General features: G+C 72.9%; 13 protein-coding genes. 7 read left to right on the forward strand and 6 right to left on the reverse strand.

Annotated elements, in window-relative coordinates:
- The first annotated feature begins 194 nt into the window (after positions 1-194).
- Both QCN29_RS22275 and QCN29_RS22280 read left to right on the forward strand, forming a co-directional pair.
- The gene (locus tag QCN29_RS22275) at positions 195-881 is read left to right on the forward strand and encodes a hypothetical protein (RefSeq protein ID WP_279930288.1); all 687 of its coding nucleotides are present in this window, start codon (positions 195-197) and stop codon (positions 879-881) included.
- A gap of 153 nt (positions 882-1,034) precedes the next feature.
- Entirely contained in the window at positions 1,035-1,496 is a 462-nt protein-coding gene (locus tag QCN29_RS22280) for a MaoC family dehydratase (protein WP_240136545.1), read from the forward strand.
- A 43-nt stretch (positions 1,497-1,539) separates the two neighbouring features.
- Here QCN29_RS22280 and QCN29_RS22285 read toward each other — a convergent pair whose 3' ends face one another.
- Positions 1,540-2,163 carry a TetR/AcrR family transcriptional regulator gene (locus QCN29_RS22285; RefSeq protein ID WP_279930290.1) on the reverse strand — a complete coding sequence of 208 codons (624 nt, stop codon included), beginning with the start codon at positions 2,161-2,163 and terminating at the stop codon, positions 1,540-1,542.
- 145 nt (positions 2,164-2,308) lie between these two features.
- On the opposite strand from QCN29_RS22285, the gene QCN29_RS22290 reads away from it, so the two are divergent.
- A complete protein-coding gene (locus tag QCN29_RS22290) occupies positions 2,309-2,953 on the forward strand; it encodes a TetR/AcrR family transcriptional regulator (RefSeq protein WP_279930291.1) in 645 nt (214 codons plus the stop codon).
- A 113-nt stretch (positions 2,954-3,066) separates the two neighbouring features.
- Here QCN29_RS22290 and QCN29_RS22295 read toward each other — a convergent pair whose 3' ends face one another.
- The 4 genes from QCN29_RS22295 to QCN29_RS22310 form a co-directional block, all read right to left on the reverse strand.
- Complete coding sequence (locus QCN29_RS22295; RefSeq protein ID WP_279930292.1) at positions 3,067-4,146, reverse strand: Zn-dependent alcohol dehydrogenase; 1,080 nt, start codon at positions 4,144-4,146, stop codon at positions 3,067-3,069.
- 17 nt (positions 4,147-4,163) lie between these two features.
- Positions 4,164-5,558 carry an aldehyde dehydrogenase family protein gene (locus tag QCN29_RS22300; protein WP_279930293.1) on the reverse strand — a complete coding sequence of 465 codons (1,395 nt, stop codon included), beginning with the start codon at positions 5,556-5,558 and terminating at the stop codon, positions 4,164-4,166.
- 136 nt (positions 5,559-5,694) lie between these two features.
- The gene (locus tag QCN29_RS22305) at positions 5,695-7,905 is read right to left on the reverse strand and encodes a molybdopterin oxidoreductase family protein (RefSeq protein WP_279930294.1); all 2,211 of its coding nucleotides are present in this window, start codon (positions 7,903-7,905) and stop codon (positions 5,695-5,697) included.
- Positions 7,906-8,079: 174 nt separating this feature from the next.
- Positions 8,080-8,706, reverse strand: a complete 627-nt coding sequence (locus QCN29_RS22310; RefSeq protein ID WP_279930349.1) for a TetR/AcrR family transcriptional regulator — start codon at positions 8,704-8,706, stop codon at positions 8,080-8,082.
- Positions 8,707-8,837: 131 nt separating this feature from the next.
- On the opposite strand from QCN29_RS22310, the gene hmgA reads away from it, so the two are divergent.
- The 4 genes from hmgA to QCN29_RS22330 all read left to right on the forward strand — a co-directional run bounded on the left by hmgA (position 8,838) and on the right by QCN29_RS22330 (position 13,511).
- Positions 8,838-10,169 carry a homogentisate 1,2-dioxygenase gene (hmgA, locus tag QCN29_RS22315; RefSeq protein ID WP_279930295.1) on the forward strand — a complete coding sequence of 444 codons (1,332 nt, stop codon included), beginning with the start codon at positions 8,838-8,840 and terminating at the stop codon, positions 10,167-10,169.
- An 89-nt stretch (positions 10,170-10,258) separates the two neighbouring features.
- The gene (locus QCN29_RS22320) at positions 10,259-11,011 is read left to right on the forward strand and encodes a GntR family transcriptional regulator (RefSeq protein ID WP_240136538.1); all 753 of its coding nucleotides are present in this window, start codon (positions 10,259-10,261) and stop codon (positions 11,009-11,011) included.
- Between the two features lie 40 nt (positions 11,012-11,051).
- Positions 11,052-12,248 carry a type ISP restriction/modification enzyme gene (locus QCN29_RS22325; RefSeq protein ID WP_279930296.1) on the forward strand — a complete coding sequence of 399 codons (1,197 nt, stop codon included), beginning with the start codon at positions 11,052-11,054 and terminating at the stop codon, positions 12,246-12,248.
- 48 nt (positions 12,249-12,296) lie between these two features.
- The gene (locus QCN29_RS22330; RefSeq protein ID WP_240136536.1) at positions 12,297-13,511 is read left to right on the forward strand and encodes a CaiB/BaiF CoA transferase family protein; all 1,215 of its coding nucleotides are present in this window, start codon (positions 12,297-12,299) and stop codon (positions 13,509-13,511) included.
- A gap of 95 nt (positions 13,512-13,606) precedes the next feature.
- Here QCN29_RS22330 and QCN29_RS22335 read toward each other — a convergent pair whose 3' ends face one another.
- Positions 13,607-13,870, reverse strand: coding sequence for a hypothetical protein (locus QCN29_RS22335; RefSeq protein ID WP_240136535.1), 264 nt, complete (start codon positions 13,868-13,870; stop codon positions 13,607-13,609).
- Between the last annotated feature and the right edge of the window lie 62 nt (positions 13,871-13,932).

Raw genomic sequence — 13,932 nt, forward strand, 5'->3', positions numbered from 1 at the left:
ATTCCCACAACGGGCTTGCGCCGCCGAACGCCGGACTGCCGGGGCCCGCCGGGGTCACCGGGTCACCGGGTCACCGGGGGCACCGGGGGCACCGGGTGACTGATGGCGGCCATCGGATTTTCGATGGAGCCGGATCGGGCACTCGTACGTCCATTCCTTGACGCCGAAGTACGAGCGACGGAGGTGGCAGTGCGATGGCCGGTTTCCGGAGTCTTGCGAGACAGGTTCGCGACACACGGTGCGATCTGGCGCTGCGGCGCTACTCGCTGCGCAAGTGCCTTGAGCGGTTCGCCCCTTATGGGCACCGTGCGACCTGGGACCATCTGTGCACGAGGCACGGTTTCGGACCCGAGGACAGGCAACCCGATCCGGCGCGGCTGGTGGCCGCGCTCGAGGAACTGGAAGAGGCGCGGGCCGTCTGGCTCGCGTACGAGAAGAACTTCGCCGTCCGCCGCAGGCGCGAGAAGCATGCGGGGCTGCGCAGACCGGGGTTCGTCGACGACTGGCACCGCAGGACCTGGGGCGGCAACGGGATCGCCCGCTGCGACAGCCCCGCGGACCATCCGAAGGCGCCGCTCGGCGAGGTGCTGCGGCGGCTGACGGCGGCACTGGAGGCCGAGCCGGGGGCGGCCTGTCCGGTGTGCGGGGGCACGGACGTCGTCTGGCGTCAGGATCTGAGCTGTGAGCCGTCGTTCGGCCCGGTGTGCACGGGGTGCGGCATCGTCGTGCCGCAGCCGGTGCTCACGCGCCAAGCGGTGGACGCGGCGAAGCGGGCGGCGGCGACACGGGGGACGACGCCGGACATGCGGGGCACGGCACGGGGGGAACGGGCCGATCGGGGCCCGCGGGGGACGCAGGGGGCATTGGCGTCGGTGGCGTGAGCCGGCGCCGCCGGGGTGCTGAACGAACCGGCGCGGGGCGCAGCTGCGGCGTCGTCGTACCCCGCGCCGGCCGGGCCCGTTGACAGGCCCCGGCCCGACCCGCATGCTGAGCAAGCGCTTGCACAGTGATCGCGAGAGTCAGGGAGCAGGGACATGGCCGAGCCGAGGGTCTTCACCTCCGCCGACGAGCTGCGCGCCGGGGTCGGGGAGCAGTTGGGGCACAGCGACTGGCTGGAGATCGAGCAGAAGCGGATCGATCTGTTCGCCGAGGCGACCGGCGATCACCAGTGGATCCATGTGGACCCGGAGCGCGCGGCGGCAGGCCCGTTCGGCGGCACCATCGCCCACGGCTATCTCACGCTGTCCCTGCTGCCGGTGTTCGTGCCGCAGATCCTGCGCGTCGAGGGCATGACCATGGGTGTCAACTACGGGGCCAACAAGGTGCGCTTCCCCGCACCCGTGCCCGTCGGCTCACGGCTGCGCGCGTCCGCCGTGCTCGAGGACGTCACGGAGGCGGGAGGCGGGGTGCAGGTGACGGCGGTGGTCACCGTCGAACGGGAGGGCGGCGACAAGCCTGTGTGCGTGGCCGAGACGGTGTCCCGCTACTACTTCTGACCCGCTCCCGACGCGCGGCCCGGCGCGACTCAGCTGCGCGCCGTCACTTCTGCGCGCGGACCATGCGCAGCACGAGGTCGGCGTAGAGCGCGCCGACCTCGTCCGGCGTACGCCTGCCCGCGACGTTGAACCAGCGCGCCACGTCGATGCAGAGCGAGAGCACCGCGACGGTCGTCCCCGGCACGTCGGGGACGTCGAACTCTCCCGTCTCCACACCCTCGTCGAGGATGTCCCGCACCACCGCGTCGCTCCGGCGGCGCAGGCCGACGATCTCCGCGCGGTGTTCGTCGCTGAGAGCGTCCAGCTCGTACTGGACGACCCGCGCCGTGTCATGCCGCCCCGCATGCCAGCGGACGAAGGAGCGCACAGCCTCGGCGAGCCGCTCCGAGGGGGTGCCTCCCGAGGCGTCGGCGGCCTGGAGGATCTCCAGCGCCTTGTCGTGGCCGATGCGGCTGATCCGGTGGAGCAGCTCTTCCTTGGTCTTGTAGTGGATGTAGAGCGCGGCCGGGCTCATCCCTGCCCGGCCCGCGATGTCGCGGGTCGTGGTGGCGTGGTAGCCGCGCTCCGCGAAGGCCGCTACGGCGGCGACGAGCAGCTTCCTGGCCGCCTCGGGAGTGACCTCGCCCCACGGCGCGTCCTCGCGGGCCGTCTCCTCCGCCGCAGTCATCGTCCTTTGCCCCTTCCGCACTGTCAGGACGAACACCATACCGCGACGGTGAGCAAGCGCTTAGGTCTGCGCAGGTCAGCGTGCGTCCAGATCGCGCCAGAACGCGCCGGAACGCAAAGACCCCGGTCAGGGCAGAATGTGTCGCATGGCCCGACCGCGCAAGCCCCTGCTCAGCCGACAGCTCATCGTCGAGACGGCGAGCGCGCTAGTGGACGCCGAGGGGCTCGACGCCGTCTCCACCCGACGGCTCGCCGCGGAGCTCGGCGTCAGCGGCCCCTCCCTCTACAACCACTTCCGCAACAAGGACGAGATCCTCGACGCCGTCGCCGACGCGATCAGCGCCCAGGTCGATCTGTCGATGTTCGACGAGGACGACGGGCGGGACTGGCGCACCGCGCTGCACGACTGGGCCGTCTCCTACCGCGCCGCCCTGCTGGCGCACCCGCACACCGTCCCGGTGCTGGCGCGCGGCCCCGGCCGCCGGCCGGCCGGGCTGCGCCTGGCGGACGCCGTGTTCGGCGCGATGGTCCGCGCGGGCTGGCCGCCCGCCCAGGCGACCCGGGTCGGGGCGCTGATGCGGTACTTCATCACCGGCTCGGCGCTCGGATCCTTCACCGCCGGATTCGTCGGCGACGCCGCCGCGTACGACCCCGCCGACTATCCGCACCTGGGCCAGGCGCATCTGCTGGCCGACCGCGGGGAGGGGATCGACGAGGACGCCTTCGAGACCGGCCTGCGCGCCCTGCTGGACGGGCTGGAGCTCCAGCACCGGGCGCTGATCCGCAGCTGACGCTTCGGCCGCGTCCGGGGCTCGCCCCCCGGTATCCGCGCTCCTCAGGCTCCAAAGAGCCCGATGTGCCGGCTGCCCGGAGGGGGTTCACACGGCAGCCCGCCGGAAGGCCGTCAGAAGACCACCAGCGCACGGCCCCCCTTGCCGGCCGTCATGTCGGCGAACGCCGCGGGGATTCCTTCCAGCCCGATCCGCTCCGTCACCATCGCGCTCAGGTCCAGCCGCCCCGCGCGGATGTGGTCCGCCAGCACGGGAAGGTCGGCGGCGGGATCGGAGTTGCCGTACACGCAGCCGGAGAGGGTGCGCCCCCAGTGGAAGATCTCCAGGGCGTTAAAGGTGACCTGCTGGTCCTTGCCGCCGATGCCGACCACCGTGGTGCGGCCGCCGCGACGGGTGGACTCCCAGGCGGAGCGGATGGCGGCGGCCCGGCCGGCGCATTCGATCGAGACGTCCACGCCGTGGCCCGCCGTGAGCGCCCGGATCTCCTTGGGCGTGGTCTCGGAGGCGAGGAGGAAGTCGGTCGCGCCCGCCGCGCGGGCGAGTTCCTCCTTCGCGGGGGACACGTCGACGGCCACGATCGTCTCCGCGCCGGCGATCCGCGCGGCCTGGAGCGCGGCGAGGCCCACTCCGCCGACGCCGAAGACGGCCGCCGACTCGCCCTCGCGCAGCCGGGCGGAGTGGTGCACCGCTCCATAGCCGGTGAGGACGGCGCAGCCGAGGAGGGCGGCGTCGGCGAGGGGGACGGAAGCGGGGGCGGGCAGGACGCAGTTCGCGGCGACGACGGTCTCCTCGGCGAAGGCCGCGACATTGAGGCCGGGGTGCAGTTCGACGCCGTCCGCGGTGACCGCGTGGACGTCGCCCACCCCCGCGAGGGCCTTGGCGCACAGCCACACTTCGCCCAGGGAGCAGTGGTGGCAGCCGCCGCAGGACGGCGCCCAGTTGAGCACCACGCCGTCGCCGGGGGCCACATGGCCGACGCCCGGCCCTACGGCCACGACCGTGCCCGCACCCTCGTGGCCGAGCACCGCAGGCACCGGCACGCGCATGGTGCCGTCGGACAGCGACAGGTCGGAGTGGCAGACCCCGGCGGCGGCCAGGCGGACCCGCACCTGGCCGGGCCCCGGCTCGGGCAGTTCGATCTCGGTGATCTCCAGCGGGGAGCCGATGGAGGGCAGAACGGCGGCGCGGACCATGGCGGTGGAACTCCCCGTCAGTGCTGGAGGGACTTGGTCTGGAGGTATTCGGCGAGCCCGTGCGGGCCCAGTTCGCGGCCGACCCCGGACTGCTTGTAGCCGCCGAAGGGGGCGAGCGGGTTGAACCGGCCGCCGTTGATGTCGATCTGGCCTGCGTCCATCCGTCGGGCGAAGGCGACGGCCTCTGCCTCCTCCCCCGCCCAGACGCCGCCCCCGAGCCCGTAGACGGTGCCGTTGGCGATGCGTACGGCCTCGTCCTCGTCCGCGTACTCGATCATCGCGAGGACGGGGCCAAAGATCTCCTCCTGTGCGATGGTCATCTCGGGTGTGACATCGGCGAACAGGGTCGGGCTGACGTAGTAGCCGGTCTCAAGCGGGGCCTCGGGGCCCCCGGCGACCAGCCGTGCGCCCTCGGCGATTCCCTTCCGGATGTAGGCGAGCACCCGCTGCTGCTGCTCGGCGTTGACCAGCGGGCCGATCCGCTCGCCTGGCACATACGCGGCGATCGCGGCGGCGGCGAGGGCGACGGCCTCCTCGTAGCGGTCCTTGTGGACCAGCATCCGGGTCCAGGCGCTGCACTTCTGGCCGGAGTTGGCCATGACGTCGGCGACGCCGGCCTTGACGGCCTTCTCCAGATCGGCGCTGGGCAGGATGACGTTGGCGGACTTGCCGCCCAGCTCCAGGGCCACGCGCTTGACGGCGCCGCCCGCCGTCGCGCCGATCTGCCGGCCGACGGCGGTGGAGCCGGTGAAGGAGACCAGATCGACGTCGTCATGGGCGGCCAGCGCCTGGCCGGCGACCGGCCCCAGCCCGGTGACCAGGTTGAACACCCCGGCGGGCAGGCCGGCCTCATGGACCGCCTCGGCGAAGAGCCGGGCGGTGAGCGGGGTGTCCTCCGCCGGCTTGAGGACGACGGTGCAGCCCGCGGCCAGCGCGGGGGCCACCTTGGCGACGATCTGGTGCAGCGGAAAGTTCCACGGCGTGATGGCCGCGACCACGCCGACCGGCTCCATGAGCACCGTGGAGTTGCCGATGGTCTCCTCGAAGCGGTACGAGGCGGCGAGCTCCGCGTAGGAGCCGGCGACCAGCAGCGGCAGCCCTGCGTGGACCCTCTGGGAGAACGCGAGCGGCGACCCCAGTTCGGCGGTCACGGTCTCGGCGATCTCGTCCTTGCGGGCGGCCAGTGCATCGCGCAGCGCGGTGAGCTTCGCCGCGCGCTCGGCGGGCGGAGTGGCGGCCCAGGCGGGGAAGGCGGCGCGGGCGGCGCGCACTGCGGCGTCGACGTCCCCGGCGTCGCCTGCCGGCACCCGGGCGATGACCTGCTCGTCCGCGGGGTTCACCACGGCGATGGACTCCGGTCCCGCCGCGGGCGTCCACCGGCCGTCGATGTACATGCCGTCGTGCACCTTCATCGCGTTCCCTCCGAAGCTTCTGGGCCGACCGAAACGATGCGCCCGCATCGTACGGGCGCATCGGGCCGCACCGTCAAACTAACACCGTTAGTTTTCTGGCGCGTGTGTTCGCCTCTCCACCGGGGGCGCCCCCGGCTCAGGCAGGCGTGATCTCGACGGGGAAGCCGTTGAGCACGGCGGTGCCGGACAGCGGGTCCAGCCGGGAGCCGTCGAGGAGCTGGTTGACGTTGACCCCGGGACGCGCCGCGGCCACGCCCATCCGGGTGCCGGGCCGGTCGTGACCCCAGCCGTGGGGCAGGCTCACCACTCCGGGCCGCACCGCGTCCGTGATCTCCACCGGGGCGGTCACCTCTCCGCCGTCCGCAGCGATCCGGGCCGGTTCGCCGTCGCGGAGGCCGAGCCGCTGCGCGTCCGCCGGGTGGACATGGAGCGTGCAGCGGTTGGACCCGCCGTTCAGCGAGGCCACATTGTGCATCCAGCTGTTGTTGGAGCGCAGATGGCGGCGGCCGACCAGGACGGTCCCGGAGGCCCCCCCGGCCAGTGCGCTCCGCAGCCGCGGCAGGTCGGCGGCGATCGGGGCGGGCAGCAGCTCGATCCGGCCGCTGCGGGTCCTGAGCACCTCGGGCAGGCGGGGCCGCAGCGGGCCGAGGTCGATGCCGTGGGGCCGCTCCAGCAGGCGCTGGAGGGTGAGGTCGTACGGCCCGAGACGCAGCATCATGTCGAGCCGCCGCTCGGGCCCGGTGCGGCCGGTGAGTCGGGCCGCGACCTCGTCGGGGTCCTGGCCGTGAACGGGCGAGCCGGGGTCGCCGACCGCCTTGCCCAGGGTCCTGGCGATGACCATGTCGTCGACCCCGGAGGGATCCTGGCCGTGCATCCCGCACACGGCGAGGACGAGCCGGGCGTGGATCTCGCATTCGTCCATCCGCCCGGGCTCGAGCGGCACGGGGGCGCGGGTGTAGCGCACCTGGTTGCGGACGGCGAAGGCGTTGAAGGCGAAGTCGAAGTGAGCGCTCTGGGAGGGCGGCGGCGGAGGCAGGACGACATGCGCGTGGCGTGAGGTCTCGTTGAGGTACGGATCGACGCTGACCATGAAGTCGATCCCGGCCAGGGCACGGTCGAGGCGGTCGCCGTCGGGGGCGGAGAGCACCGGGTTGGCGGCCACCGCGAGCACGGAGCGAATCCGCCCGGCGCCGGGAGTGTCGATCTCCTCGGCGAGAGCGGCCATGGGCAGTTCGCTCTTGGCTTCGGGGTGGCCGCCGACCCTGCTCGCCCAGCGGCCGAGCGCGAAGCCCTTGCCCGGTCCGGGCGGGCGGGGCGCGCGGTCCGTGGCGGCGAGGGGGAAGAGCGCGCCGCCGGGGCGGTCGAGGTTGCCGGTGAGCACATTGAGGACGTCCACCAGCCAGCTGGCGAGCGTGCCGTGTTCCACGGTGCAGCTGCCGATGCGTCCGTAGACGGCGGCGGAGGGCGCGGCCGCCAGTTCGCGGGCGAGGGAGCGGATGTCCTCGGCGTCGACGTCGCATGCGGGGGCGACGGCGTCGGGCGTGAAGTCACGCAGGGCCTCGCGGAGCCCGTCCACTCCTTCGACATGTTCTTCGAGGGCGCCGAGGCGGGTGAGCTTCTCCTCGAACAGGACATGGGCGATGCCGGCGAGGAGCAGGGCGTCGGCGCCGGGCCGGATGGGGAGATGGCGGGTGGCGAGCCGCGCGGTGCGGGTGCGGCGCGGGTCGACGACGGTGAGGGTGCCGCCGCGTTTGCGGAGGGCTTTGAGCTTGCCGGGGAAGTCGGGCGCGGTGCACAGGCTGCCGTTGGACTCGACGGGGTTGGCGCCGAGGAGCAGCAGATGCCCGGTGCGGTCCAGGTCGGGGACGGGGATGGCAGCGGCGGAGCCGAAGAGGAGACCGCTGGACACATGCTTGGGCATCTGGTCCAGGGTGCTCGCGGTGAAGAGGCTGCGGGTGCGCAGCAGGGAGAGCAGGACCGGCGGGTAGAGCGCCCCGGCCATGGTGTGGACGTTGGGGTTGCCGAGGACGACGGCGACACAGTCCGGGCCGTGCTCGGCGACGAGGGGCGGGAGCCGGGCGGCGATCGTGTCGAACGCCTCGGCCCAGCTCGCCTCGCGCAGCCGTCCACCGGTGCGCACGAGGGGGGTGCGGAGCCGGTCGGGGTCGGCGTCGAGCTCCCCGAACGACGCCCCCTTGGGGCAGATGAATCCCCGGCTGAAGATGTCGTCCCGGTCTCCGCGCGCCCCGGTGACGCGACCGTCCTCGACGGTGAGGCTGAGCCCGCACGTCGCCTCGCACAGGGGGCAGATGCGCAGCGCGGTGCGGGCGGCGGGGGTGCGGGACATGGCTCCTCCAGGGGCGGCGGCAGCGAGACGCACGGGTGCCGCCCACCATACCGACCGGTACGTAGGTGCGGGAACCCCTGCGGCGCGCCCGACAAGAGCACGCCCGTCCCCTCGGGAAGCAGCGGCCCCAGCCGGGAGCAGCCGCAACCGCGGGAGCAGCCGCACCCATGGGAATCAGTCGAGAATCCGGGCCAGATACGCCCGCAGCAGTTCCCTCGTCTCCCTGATGACGCCCTCGTCCCCCGTGGGGCTGACCCGGAAGGCGAGCTGCAGCAGCGCGTCCGCCGTCTCCACGGAGACCAGCATCACCCGGCGCAGCCCGGGGTCGGCGGCCCGCCTCAGATGGCCGGAGAGCAGCTCCAGCAGCAGGTCGGCGACCTGGTGGTTCGCACCGTCCGGGGGCGCTCCGACCGGAATCTGGACGCCGAAGTCGACCAGCGCGAAGCCGGCCACGGTCCGCTTCATCGCCAGGTACTCGTCCAGCACGACGTCCAGTGCGCCCCGCCAGTCGCCCGGCCGCACCCCGCGGAGGCGGCCGGTGATCCGCTCGGCGTACGCGTCCAGATTCCGCAGGGCCAGCGCATCGACCAGGGCACGCTTGTTGCCGAAGAAGCGGTAGACGGAGCCGATCGGCACACCCGCCCGCTCCGCCACCGCACGTGTGGTCAGCTCCTCGTATCCGCACTCGTCCAGCAGTTCGGCGCAGGCGTCCAGGATCCGGGCCAGCCGGTCGGCGCTGCGCTGCTGTACGGGCACGCGGCGGAGATGAGCATGCGGTTCCACAGGGGACACGCGCTCCATCATGCCGTCCGGTCGCCGCCGTGCGGCGGGCCTTCACCGATGCCGCCGACACCGTTCACGTATGCCGTTGACGCGGCGACCCAGCAATCCTACGGTTGTACATAGGATTCCTTGAGCACCAGGAGCGTGCGATGAGCAGCGGCATCGAGCAGGCGCGGAAGACCGCCGAGGGGCTGACCGACGGGTCGTACTCCTTCGGCTTCGGCAATGAGCACAGCTCGGAAGCGGTCCCGGGCGCACTGCCGCAGGGCCGCAACTCCCCCCAGCGCGCCCCCCTCGGCCTGTACGCGGAGCAGCTCAGCGGCACCGCCTTCACCGAGCCCAGGGCGCACAACCGCCGTTCCTGGCTGTACCGCATCCGCCCCTCGGCCGCGCATCCGCCGTTCACCCGCATCGACAACGGCGCGGTGCGAAGCGCGCCGTTCACCGAGACGGTCCCCGATCCCAACCGGCTGCGCTGGAACCCCCTGCCCGAGCCCGCGCCCGGCACCGACTGGCTGGCCGGGCTGTGGACGCTGGGCGGAAACGGCGACACGACGCAGCGCACGGGGATGGCCGTGCACCTGTACCACGCCAATGCCCCCATGGCCGACCGGGTGTTCAGCGACTCGGACGGCGAGCTGCTGATCGTGCCGGAGCACGGCGGGCTGCTCCTCTGCACCGAGCTGGGACTGCTCGCCGCCCGCCCCGGCGAGGTGGCGCTGATCCCGCGCGGGGTGCGCTTCCGCGTCGAGCTGCTGGACGAGAGCGGCCGCGGCTATGTCTGCGAGAACTACGGCCGCCCGTTCGAGCTGCCCGACCTCGGCCCGATCGGCGCCAACGGCCTGGCCAACGCCCGGGACTTCCGCGCGCCGACCGCCGCCTACGAGGATGTGGAGCGGCCGGTGGAGGTCGTCAACAAGTTCTGCGGCAACCTGTGGTCGGCCGTGTACGACCACTCCCCCCTCGACGTCGTCGCCTGGCACGGCACCCATGTGCCGTACGTCTACGATCTGCGCCGCTTCAATGTGATCGGATCCATCAGCTACGACCACCCCGACCCGTCGATCTTCACGGTGCTCACCTCGCCGTCCGACACCCCGGGCCTGGCAGGGGTCGATTTCGTGGTCTTCGCCCCGCGCTGGCTGGTCGGCGAGGACACCTTCCGCCCGCCGTACTTCCACCGCAATGTGATGAGCGAGTACATGGGCCTGATCGAGGGCGCGTACGACGCGAAAGCGGAAGGCTTCGTGCCCGGCGGCGGCTCGCTCCACAACATGATGTCGGCGCACGGCCCGGACCGGGACACCTTCGACCGGGCCAGCGCCGCCGAGCTGAAGCCGCAGAAGATCGACGACGGCCTTGCCTTCATGTTCGAGACCCGCTGGCCGCTGACCGCCACCCGGCAGGCGGCGACCGCGCACCATCTGCAACAGGGGTACGACGACGTATGGCAGGGTCTTGAGCGACACTTCCGGTCGTAACCGGACCGACGGCGGTCGACGAACCCGGGTCGCCGCCGGACGGCGTCCGCAGTCGTCGTCGTGTCCTAAGTCGTACGTACGGAGTGGCCGTGACCGCCTTTGCCCCCGACTCGCTGGTCCTGAACCGCAAGCTGCCGCTCTGGTATCAGGTCTCGCAGTCGCTGCGCGCCTCGATACTGGGGCGGTCGCCGGACTCCTCCCTGCGGCTGCCCACCGAGGAACAGCTCGCCGCCCACTACGGCGTGAGCGTGCTGACCATGCGCCAGGCTCTCAAGGAGCTGGAGCAGGAGGGGCTGATCAGCAGGCACCGGCGGCGCGGCACCTTCATCGAACCGGGCGCCCGGCGCAGCGCCCCGCGCCGGCTGCTGGGCTCGATCGACGCGATCGTGGCCCAGCAGTCCGGCGAGCGGACGACGGTCCTCGGCCACGGCCCGACGCCGGTGCCCGGCGAACTGGCCGACTACTTCCCCGACCTTGCCGAAGTGGTGACCTTCAAGCGGCTGCGCTGCGACGGGGAGAGCGGCGAGCCGACCAACTGGGCGGAGAACGCCGTCCGTCCGGACGCGGCCGCCGGCATCGACGTGGCGGATCTGGAGCGCTGGCCGATGACCAAGGTGCTGCGGGACGCGGTGGGCGTGCCGATCAGTCGGATCACGGACACGGTGGAGGCGCGGCTCGCGGACCCGCCGACCGCGGAGCTGCTGGACGTGCCGCTGCTGAGCCCGATCCTCCACTACACCGGCGTCACCTATGACGACCGGGGCCGTGTGGTGGATGTGGCCCGCATTCGCTATCGGGGCGACCGGTTCTCCTTCTCGGTGACCGTGGACGCCTCCGACTGACCTCCCCGCCGTCGTGCGGGCCCATTAGCATGTCGGGCTGATGACGGAAGACCTGCCGCTGCTCGACGACCTCATGCCCTGGTCCGTGCCGCCGCTGCGGCTCGGCCGGAGCTGGGTGATGAGTCCGGACGCCGCCGCGCTCACGGCACGCTGGAAGGCGCTGCTCGCGGCCGAGGGCCCGGAGCGTGAGCGGCTGCTGCGCCCCACGCGCGCCCGCACGGCCCACACCTCGGTCGCCCAGCTCCCCGGCCAGTCCGCCGGGACCGTGCGGCTGGCCCGGGAGGACGGAAGCTGTCCGGAGCCGGTGCGGGTGCTGCACGGCGCCTTCGACGAGCAGTGGCTGATACCGGACCACCGGCTGATCGACGTCGCCCGCCCCGAGCTGTGGCGGGTCTCCGACGCCCGTCAGGTGTTCCTGGTCGAACAGGGATATGCGCCCCGGGGCCGGGGCCCGGCCCTCGTGGCCACCGCCCGGCTGCCGGACGGCCGCTCGCCCGCGGGCCGCCCGGGCCGCATCCGGCCGCTCTACCGCCGTCCCGGCGCCCTGGAGCCCAATGTCACGCCCGGACTGCTGGAGCTGCTCTCCCGGCGGTACGGCGGCGAGGTCACCGCCGCGGATCTCGCGGCCTGGGCGCTCGCGGCCGCCCGCGCCACACCCGCGGGCTGCGCGGTGCCGCTGCCCGCCGACCCCGCCGTCTGGCGCCGGGGGGTGGAGCTCGGCCGGCGGATGACCCGTGTTCTGCTCCGCGGCGCACCCGGCGGCGAGCGCCCCCGCCTTCCCGGCGGCCGACGCCCCTATGTGCGCACAGCGATCGAGGACCGGCCGGACTCGCTGGCGTACTACCCGGGCGAGGAGACGCTCGCCGTCGGCACACGCGGCCGTGTCTCTCCGGTCGCGGAGGCCGCGTGGACCTTCGAGTCCGGCGGTGCACGCGTTCTGGAGCAGTGGTTCGAAGCCCGTACGGCCGCCGCCCCGGAGCCGGGCACGCTGGAAGCGGTCGGCTCCGCCTCCTGGACGCAGGCGCGCACCTCGGAGCTGCTGGAGCTGATCACGGTGCTGACGATGCTGGCCCTGCTGCGGGACGAGCAGCGCGAGCTGGGCGAGCGGTGCACCGCCGAACCGCTGTCCCGTACCGCGCTCGCCGCCGTCCTCGCCCCGCCGCCCGCGGCCCGGCGCCCGGCCTCGGTGCTGGACCACCCGGAGGAGGGCCCGGAGGGCCAGTTCGCGCTGCTGTGAACCGGCCGGCCCGGTGACAAACATGTGCCGTACACGATAGACAGCGGTATGCGCCATCAGCCGAGTGAGCCGGAACAGCCGCTGCCCTTGGAGGGCGTCACCGTCGTCGCGGTCGAGCAGGCCGTCTCCGCGCCCTTTGCCACCCGCCAGCTCGCCGACCTCGGCGCGCGTGTCATCAAGGTCGAGCGGCCGGACGGCGGCGACTTCGCGCGCGGCTACGACACCGCCGCCCAGGGGCTGGCCTCGCACTTCGTCTGGTGCAACCGCGGGAAGGAGTCCCTCGCCGTCGACCTCAAGGACCCGCGTGGACTGGCGCTCGTACGACGCCTCACCGCGGACGCCGATGTGTTCGTACAGAATCTGGCGCAGGGCGCGGCCGCCCGGCTCGGACTGGATGCGGCCTCCCTGTGCGCCCGGCACCCGCGGCTGGTCGCCGTGGACATCTCCGGGTACGGCCCCGAGGGCCCGTATGCCCACAAACGGGCCTACGACATGCTCGTCCAGTGCGAGGCGGGGCTGGTGTCGGTGACCGGGACCGAGGACCAGCCGGTCAAGGCAGGCATTCCGGCGGCCGACGTCGCGGCGGCGATGTATGCGTTCTCCGGAGTGCTGGCGGCCCTGCTGCGGCGCGGGGTGACGGGCCGCGGCGGTCCCGTGGAGATCTCCATGCTGGAGTCGCTGGCCGAGTGGATGGGGCATCCCCTGCACTACGGGATGCACGGGGGCGAGCCCCCGGCGCGCACCGGCCTGGCGCACGCGGTCATCGCACCGTATGACGCCTATGCGACGGCGGACGGCGGGCAGGTGCTGCTCTCGGTGCAGAACGACCGCGAGTGGCGACGCCTGGCCGAACAGGTGCTGGACCGCCCGGAGCTGGCCGACGACCCTGCCTTCGCCGTGAACACCGCCCGTACCGCCCGCCGCGCCAAGACCGACGCCGCGGTGGGCGAGGCACTGGCGCGGCTGACCACGCGGGAGGCCCTGGACCGGTTGGAGGCCGCTGGAATCGCCTGCGCACGGCTCAACTCGGTGCTGGACGTGGCCGCGCATCCGCAGCTCGCGGCGCGTGACCGCTGGCGTCCGGTGGACACACCCGCCGGACCGCTGCGCGCGCTGTTGCCGCCGATCACGCTGCCGGGCGGGGCGCAGCCTCGGATGGGCGCAGTGCCCGCGCTCGGCGAGCACACCGATGCACTGCTGACGTCCCTGGGGGTGACGGACGAGGAGTCGGCGGAGCTGCGCCGGGCCGGAGTGGTCGCCTGATGCCTGGGCCTGGGCCGAGGGCCCTGGAGAGACCCGGGAAGCCCTGGGAGAGCGGCGTCCGGGGTCCGGTGTACGACGTGCGGGGAGCGGCCTCTCTAGCCGCGGCTGCCGAAGAGGGAACGGCGCAGTCTGCGCAGCGGTGCGAAGAGCGAGACCCTCGCGCTCTTGTTCCTGCCGACGTGAACCGCCTCACGAGAAGTCAGCTCCCGCATCAGCGACGTCGCCTCCGCCGCCTCACGCGGCGGCACGGCGGGGCCCCCGAGCACTGATAGATGGCGGTCGAGACGCGAACTGGTCGCGTTTCCGCCGCATGTGATGGCAGGCACACGAGGCCTGCTGCGCACCGTTATCTGTTCCATGTCACTCCCCACCCGTACGAGGGCCCGGCCCGGGCAGATTAAGCCTATCGCCCCGTCGTGGC

It is taken from the genome of Streptomyces chengmaiensis, from assembly GCF_029846775.1.
Taxonomy (GTDB): Bacteria; Actinomycetota; Actinomycetes; order Streptomycetales; family Streptomycetaceae; genus Streptomyces; species Streptomyces chengmaiensis.

What these genes read in the sequence shown, in the direction of transcription:
- QCN29_RS22335 (WP_240136535.1), bottom strand. Translation starts at nt 13,870, where the DNA reads ATGGAACAGATAACGGTGCGCAGCAGGCCTCGTGTGCCTGCCATCACA.
- QCN29_RS22305 (WP_279930294.1), bottom strand. Translation starts at nt 7,905, where the DNA reads ATGTCCCGCACCCCCGCCGCCCGCACCGCGCTGCGCATCTGCCCCCTG.
- QCN29_RS22330 (WP_240136536.1), top strand. Translation starts at nt 12,297, where the DNA reads ATGCGCCATCAGCCGAGTGAGCCGGAACAGCCGCTGCCCTTGGAGGGC.
- QCN29_RS22275 (WP_279930288.1), top strand. Translation starts at nt 195, where the DNA reads ATGGCCGGTTTCCGGAGTCTTGCGAGACAGGTTCGCGACACACGGTGC.
- QCN29_RS22325 (WP_279930296.1), top strand. Translation starts at nt 11,052, where the DNA reads ATGACGGAAGACCTGCCGCTGCTCGACGACCTCATGCCCTGGTCCGTG.
- QCN29_RS22285 (WP_279930290.1), bottom strand. Translation starts at nt 2,163, where the DNA reads ATGACTGCGGCGGAGGAGACGGCCCGCGAGGACGCGCCGTGGGGCGAG.
- QCN29_RS22290 (WP_279930291.1), top strand. Translation starts at nt 2,309, where the DNA reads ATGGCCCGACCGCGCAAGCCCCTGCTCAGCCGACAGCTCATCGTCGAG.
- QCN29_RS22300 (WP_279930293.1), bottom strand. Translation starts at nt 5,558, where the DNA reads ATGAAGGTGCACGACGGCATGTACATCGACGGCCGGTGGACGCCCGCG.
- QCN29_RS22280 (WP_240136545.1), top strand. Translation starts at nt 1,035, where the DNA reads ATGGCCGAGCCGAGGGTCTTCACCTCCGCCGACGAGCTGCGCGCCGGG.
- QCN29_RS22310 (WP_279930349.1), bottom strand. Translation starts at nt 8,706, where the DNA reads ATGGAGCGCGTGTCCCCTGTGGAACCGCATGCTCATCTCCGCCGCGTG.
- hmgA (WP_279930295.1), top strand. Translation starts at nt 8,838, where the DNA reads ATGAGCAGCGGCATCGAGCAGGCGCGGAAGACCGCCGAGGGGCTGACC.
- QCN29_RS22295 (WP_279930292.1), bottom strand. Translation starts at nt 4,146, where the DNA reads ATGGTCCGCGCCGCCGTTCTGCCCTCCATCGGCTCCCCGCTGGAGATC.